The sequence below is a fragment of the Pseudomonas sp. 05T35 genome (assembly GCF_056396605.1).
In genome coordinates this window covers 1-5,363 of sequence record NZ_JBFTLU010000368.1, presented here as the reverse complement: position 1 = coordinate 5,363, position 5,363 = coordinate 1, and the positions used below count along the sequence as shown (strand labels likewise).

Below are 5,363 nucleotides of genomic sequence, written 5' to 3'. Positions count from 1 at the left end.
CGGTAACACCGCCGACACATCACTTCGCGCTGCGGGCCTTGGCCACGCGTGAACCGGTGGGACGGCCCAGGACGTTGCAAATCTGCTGGCCGGCCAGAATCAGTTTGTCCATGTCGACGCCAGTCTCGATACCCAGGCCGTTGAGCAGGTACAACACGTCTTCGGTGGCGACGTTACCGCTGGCGCCCTTGGCGTATGGGCAGCCACCGAGGCCGGCGATGGAACTGTCGAACACCGCAATCCCTTCCAGCAGGCTGGCATAGATGTTGGCCATGGCCTGACCGTAAGTGTCGTGGAAATGCCCGGCCAGTTTGTCCCGTGGTACGTCGGCTGAAACCACTTCGAACATCTTGCGCGTTGCGCCAGCGGTGCCGGTACCGATGGTGTCACCGAGGGAGACCTCGTAGCAGCCCATGGCGTACAGCTCGCGTGCAACCAGGGCGACTTGTTCAGGCGCTACGTCACCTTCGTAAGGGCAGCCGAGCACACAGGACACGTAGCCGCGCACACTGACCCCGTGTTGCCGGGCGGCGTCCATGATCGGCACGAAGCGCGCCAGGCTTTCGCTGATCGAGCAATTGATGTTGCGTTGCGAGAAGGCTTCGGACGCGGCGGCGAACACGGCGACTTCCTTGACCCCGGCAGCCACCGCGTCTTCGAACCCGCGCAGGTTCGGCGCCAGTGCGCCATAGGTCACCCCGGGCTTGCGCTGGATCTGTGCGAAAACCTCGGCCGAGCCGGCCATTTGCGGTACCCATTTCGGCGAAACGAAACTGCCGACTTCTATATAGCCGAGGCCAGCAGCGCTGAGCGCATCGACCAACTGCACCTTGTCCGCAACGCTGATGGGTTGGGCTTCGTTCTGCAAGCCATCGCGTGGGCCGACTTCGATCAGGCGTACGTGGGTGGGGAGGGACATGGCAATGGACCTGTTGTGATTGCTTGAATGTTCAGAGAATCTTGTGGGAGCGAGCCTGCTCGCGATGGCGGACTCTCGGCTAGCATCAATGTTGAATGTCACACCCTCATCGCGAGCAAGCTCGCTCCCACAGTGGATTGCGTAGACCTGCTAAACCGGCTGCTGGCTCTTGATCGTCTGCTCCAGCGCCTGGATACAGCGTTCTTCGGCGGTGTCGAGTTCCAGTTTCATCTGCTCGATGTCCAGCAGTTGCTGTTCAAGCTGTTCACGGCGCTCGGTGATTTTCGCCAGCATGCTGTGCAGCTGTTTCTGATTGCCGCTGGAKGGATCGTAGAGCTCGATCAGCTCGCGGCATTCGGCCAGGGAAAAACCGATGCGCTTGCCACGCAGGATCAGCTTCAGGCTGACCTTGTCGCGTGGCGAATAGATACGTTCCTGGCCGCGACGCTCAGGGCTGAGCAGGCCTTGCTCTTCGTAAAAGCGAATGGCGCGAGTGGTGATGTCGAGCTCGCGGGCGAGGTCGGAAATGCTATAGGTCTGGCTGCTCATGGGCGCGCTCGAAAAAGAGGTCATGGCGCTAAGCTAATGTCAGGTTGACGTAAACGTCAAGGAGGAAAAAATCGCAGGCATATGCCTTTACAGTGCGCAGCCTGCAATCCTTCAACCTTCCTCAAGCCAACTGCTTGTCGAGCTTCTTCTCATGCGCCGTCACTTGCTGGCACAACTCGATCATCTGCTCGCGCATCCAGCGGTTGGCCGGGTCCTGATCGGTGCTTTCGTGCCAGTAGAGGTGGGTCTCCACCGGCGGCACATCATTGACCGGCAGATAGAAGGCGTGCAGGTCATGACGCCGGGCAAAACGCTCCGGCACGGTCATCACCATATCGGTTTGCTGCAACACCTGGGAGGCCATCAGGTAATGTTGCGAGCGCAGGGCGATCTTGCGCTGGATGCCCATTTTGCCCAAGGCCAGGTCGACATAACCCAGGCCGCTGCGGCGGCTGGAAATGTGCACATGGGTCAGTGACAGGTAGTCGTCGAGGGAGAATTTTTCCTTGCTCGCCATCGGATGACCCTTGCGCATGGCGCACACATAACGGTCTTCCATCAACTTGACGTGGCGCACTTGCGGGTCGGTGTTGAGCGGGGCATCGACGGCAAAGTCCAGGCGGCCAGCGGCGAGCTCCTTGGTGGTCTCGCGGCGTTTCGACAGAAAACTCTCAATGATCACCGTCGGCGCCAGGCGTCGCAGGCGCTGGAACAGCGGCGGCAGGATCACCGCCTCGGTGAGGTCGGTCATGCTGATGCGATAGGTCTTGACCGCCTGCAACGGGTTGAAAATCCGGCTTTCCTGCACCGATACCCGCAGCAGCGATAGTGCGTTGCGCACCGGACCGATGATGTTTTGCGCCATGGGCGTGGGCACCATGCCCTGGGCGGTACGCACGAACAATGGGTCGTTGAAGGTCTCGCGCAGGCGGGCCAGAGCGTTCGACACCGCAGGCTGGGTAATGCCGACAATTTGCCCGGCGCGGGTCAGGTTGGCTTCGGTGTAGATCGCGTCAAAGACGATGAAAAGATTGAGGTCGACCTTGCTTAGATTCATGGCGTTTTTGCTCTAGCTCTTGTTATAGGGGCAGGAGGGCTCGATCAGTCGATCATATATCGGTGATGAATGTTAATACACGCCGAGAATAGGCTAGGTAAATTATCAACGCTGATCTAGCATCGATTCATGACCTCAACAACGTCTTCAACACCTCGTCAAAAAAGGTAGCTGCCCATGGATTTCGCCTATTCCCCCAAGGTCCAGGAACTGCGTGAGCGCGTGACTGCGTTCATGGATGCGTATGTTTATCCTGCCGAAGCAGTGTTCGAACGTCAGGTCGCTGAAGGCGATCGCTGGCAGCCGACGGCGATCATGGAAGAGCTGAAAAACAAGGCCAAGGCTGAAGGCTTGTGGAACCTGTTTTTGCCGGAATCCGAACTGGGCGCCGGCCTGACCAACCTGGAATACGCACCATTGGCGGAAATCATGGGCCGCTCCTTGCTCGGACCTGAGCCGTTCAACTGCTCGGCGCCGGATACCGGCAACATGGAAGTGTTGGTGCGCTACGCCAATGAAGAGCAGAAGCAGCGCTGGCTGGAACCGCTGCTGCGTGGCGAGATCCGCTCGGCGTTCGCCATGACCGAGCCGGACGTGGCGTCCTCCGATGCCACCAACATGGCCGCCCGTGCGGTGCGTGATGGCGACGAGTGGGTGATCAACGGCAAGAAGTGGTGGACCTCCGGCGCGTGYGATCCACGCTGCAAAATCCTGATTTTCATGGGCCTGAGCAACCCTGACGCACCGCGCCACCAGCAGCACTCGATGATCCTGGTGCCGGTGGATACGCCTGGCGTGAAGATCGTCCGTCCACTGCCGGTGTTCGGTTACGACGACGCGCCTCACGGTCACGCCGAAGTGCTGTTCGAGAACGTCCGTGTACCTTATGAAAACGTGTTGTTGGGTGAGGGCCGTGGTTTCGAGATCGCCCAGGGGCGCCTTGGCCCAGGCCGGATACACCACTGCATGCGCTCGATCGGCATGGCGGAGCGCGCACTGGAATTGATGTGCAAGCGCTCGATCAACCGCACCGCCTTCGGTAAACCGCTGGCACGCTTGGGCGGCAATATCGACAAGATCGCCGATTCGCGGATGGAAATCGACATGGCGCGGCTGCTGACCCTCAAGGCTGCCTACATGATGGACACCGTGGGTAACAAAGTGGCGAAAAGCGAAATCGCCCAGATCAAGGTGGTGGCGCCGAACGTGGCCTTGAAGGTGATCGACCGGGCGATTCAGATCCACGGTGGTGCGGGCGTTTCAAATGATTTCCCGCTGGCCTACATGTACGCCATGCAACGTACGCTGCGTCTGGCCGATGGCCCGGACGAAGTGCACCGCGCAGCGATCGGCAAGTTTGAAATTGGCAAATATGTGCCGAATGAAATGCTGCGCAGCGGACACTAAGCTTCGGCGCTGTACCTCACCCGCAAACACAGTGCTGCTGCGTTTGCGGGTGAGTGCGTTTGCAATCACCCCTCACATCGACAGCGTTTTCACTTCGCGGCCAAACCGCTCCCGATACACCGACGGCGGTAGCCCGACCACGCTGCGAAACGCCACGCGAAAACTCTCCACCGAACGGTAACCACATTGCAGCGCGATGGACTCGGTGTTGTGCGCGCTGCTTTCCAGCAGTTCCCGGGCGCGTGCCAGCCGTTGTTGTTGCAGCCAGGATTTGGGCGAGGCACCGGTGGCTTCGCTGAATCGTCGTAAAAAAGTTCGCTCGCTCATGGCGGCCTGGCTCGCCAGTTCGCGTACACCCAATGGTTCATGCAGGCGTTCGCGGGCCCACTGCATGACGCGCGACAGATCACTGCGGGGTGTGCGGCTGACGGGGGCGGGAATGAACTGTGCCTGCCCGCCAGTGCGTTGCGCCCCGTGGCTGCGAGTACAAACACCCCGGAGCAGATCGACAGCAGCCGCGCGCCTCGGGCATGCGCCTGACGCAGGGCCGAAAGCAGCGCTTCAGGCACTGGTTCAGTGCGGCTGCGCCAACCGGGAATGATGATGGTCCGCGCGGTGTCCAGCAGTTCCATGCCGCCGTCCGCCAATACCTGAATGCCGCCCATGGCGCGCATCGGCCCCTGATCGACAGCGACGATCCGGTGTTCGTACCAAGGAAAGTCGAACTCTGGCCGTGCCAGCCCGAAGATCTCCACGGCAATCCCGAACTCGAAGGTGCAGAGACCGTCGTAGGCCAGAATCGCGACTAATCCGGGTTCAGTGTGCATTTGGCGGAAAATTCCCAGTGAGTGTCTTGTGCGCCACTGTAGCGGTATCGGCGAGTTGGATACAGTCCTCTCACGCCCACACACGCTTTGGAGAGCACCCATGACCAGCCTGGTTCGCGAAATTCCTGCCGCCCCATCCGCCGTTGCCCTGATGCATTTCAGCAACCGCCTGACCTTTGAAACCGACTGTTCCGACGTCTTTGGCAGCCAGCAGGCGGGTGACGTGGACTTCATTCTGGTGGACGTACGGGGTCCACTGGCGTTCGAACGCGGACATGTGCCGGGCGCGATCAACATTCCTGGGCGCTTGATCAGTGCTGAAGTATTGGCGGCTTACCCGAAAACCACGCTGTTCGTGGTGTATTGCGCCGGTCCGCACTGCAACGGCGCGAACAAGGCTGCGGTGAAGCTCGCGGCGCTGGAATACCCGGTCAAGGAAATGATCGGTGGAGTGACCGGATGGCTGGATGAAGGCTTTGAACTGAGCCACCCGGTTGAACGGCCAGCCAGCGCTGCAATCGGATGCGAGTGCTGATCACAACACGCCGTAGCAGCTGTCGAGCCTGCGAGGCTGCGTTCGAGGACGAAGTCCTCGCAAATCCTG

General features: G+C 60.2%; 5 protein-coding genes and 1 pseudogene. 2 read left to right on the top strand and 4 right to left on the bottom strand.

Annotated elements, in window-relative coordinates; genetic code table 11:
• Nucleotides 1-19: 19 nt before the first annotated feature.
• From AC1DH9_RS22885 to AC1DH9_RS22875, 3 genes are all read right to left on the bottom strand, one after another.
• Nucleotides 20-919 carry a hydroxymethylglutaryl-CoA lyase gene (locus AC1DH9_RS22885; protein ID WP_427545344.1) on the bottom strand — a complete coding sequence of 300 codons (900 nt, stop codon included), beginning with the start codon at nucleotides 917-919 and terminating at the stop codon, nucleotides 20-22.
• 150 nt (nucleotides 920-1,069) lie between these two features.
• Entirely contained in the window at nucleotides 1,070-1,468 is a 399-nt protein-coding gene (locus AC1DH9_RS22880) for a MerR family transcriptional regulator (protein ID WP_427545346.1), read from the bottom strand.
• A gap of 121 nt (nucleotides 1,469-1,589) precedes the next feature.
• On the bottom strand, nucleotides 1,590-2,525 hold the full coding sequence (locus tag AC1DH9_RS22875; RefSeq protein WP_427545348.1) for a LysR family transcriptional regulator: 936 nt from the start codon (nucleotides 2,523-2,525) through the stop codon (nucleotides 1,590-1,592).
• A 177-nt stretch (nucleotides 2,526-2,702) separates the two neighbouring features.
• On the opposite strand from AC1DH9_RS22875, the gene AC1DH9_RS22870 reads away from it, so the two are divergent.
• Nucleotides 2,703-3,932 (top strand): acyl-CoA dehydrogenase, encoded by a 1,230-nt coding sequence (locus AC1DH9_RS22870; RefSeq protein ID WP_054596576.1) that lies wholly within the window; start codon nucleotides 2,703-2,705, stop codon nucleotides 3,930-3,932.
• Nucleotides 3,933-4,004: 72 nt separating this feature from the next.
• On the opposite strand, the pseudogene AC1DH9_RS22865 reads toward AC1DH9_RS22870, so the two are convergent.
• Nucleotides 4,005-4,759 (bottom strand): annotated as a pseudogene (locus AC1DH9_RS22865) (helix-turn-helix domain-containing protein).
• 100 nt (nucleotides 4,760-4,859) lie between these two features.
• Between AC1DH9_RS22865 and AC1DH9_RS22860 the strand changes: the two are divergent.
• Nucleotides 4,860-5,294 (top strand): rhodanese-like domain-containing protein, encoded by a 435-nt coding sequence (locus tag AC1DH9_RS22860; protein ID WP_427545353.1) that lies wholly within the window; start codon nucleotides 4,860-4,862, stop codon nucleotides 5,292-5,294.
• Nucleotides 5,295-5,363: the final 69 nt, after the last annotated feature.

Excerpts from the sequence above, each read along its gene's own strand:
- AC1DH9_RS22885 (WP_427545344.1), bottom strand. The coding sequence starts at position 919 with ATGTCCCTCCCCACCCACGTACGCCTGATCGAAGTCGGCCCACGCGAT.
- AC1DH9_RS22875 (WP_427545348.1), bottom strand. The coding sequence starts at position 2,525 with ATGAATCTAAGCAAGGTCGACCTCAATCTTTTCATCGTCTTTGACGCG.
- AC1DH9_RS22860 (WP_427545353.1), top strand. The coding sequence starts at position 4,860 with ATGACCAGCCTGGTTCGCGAAATTCCTGCCGCCCCATCCGCCGTTGCC.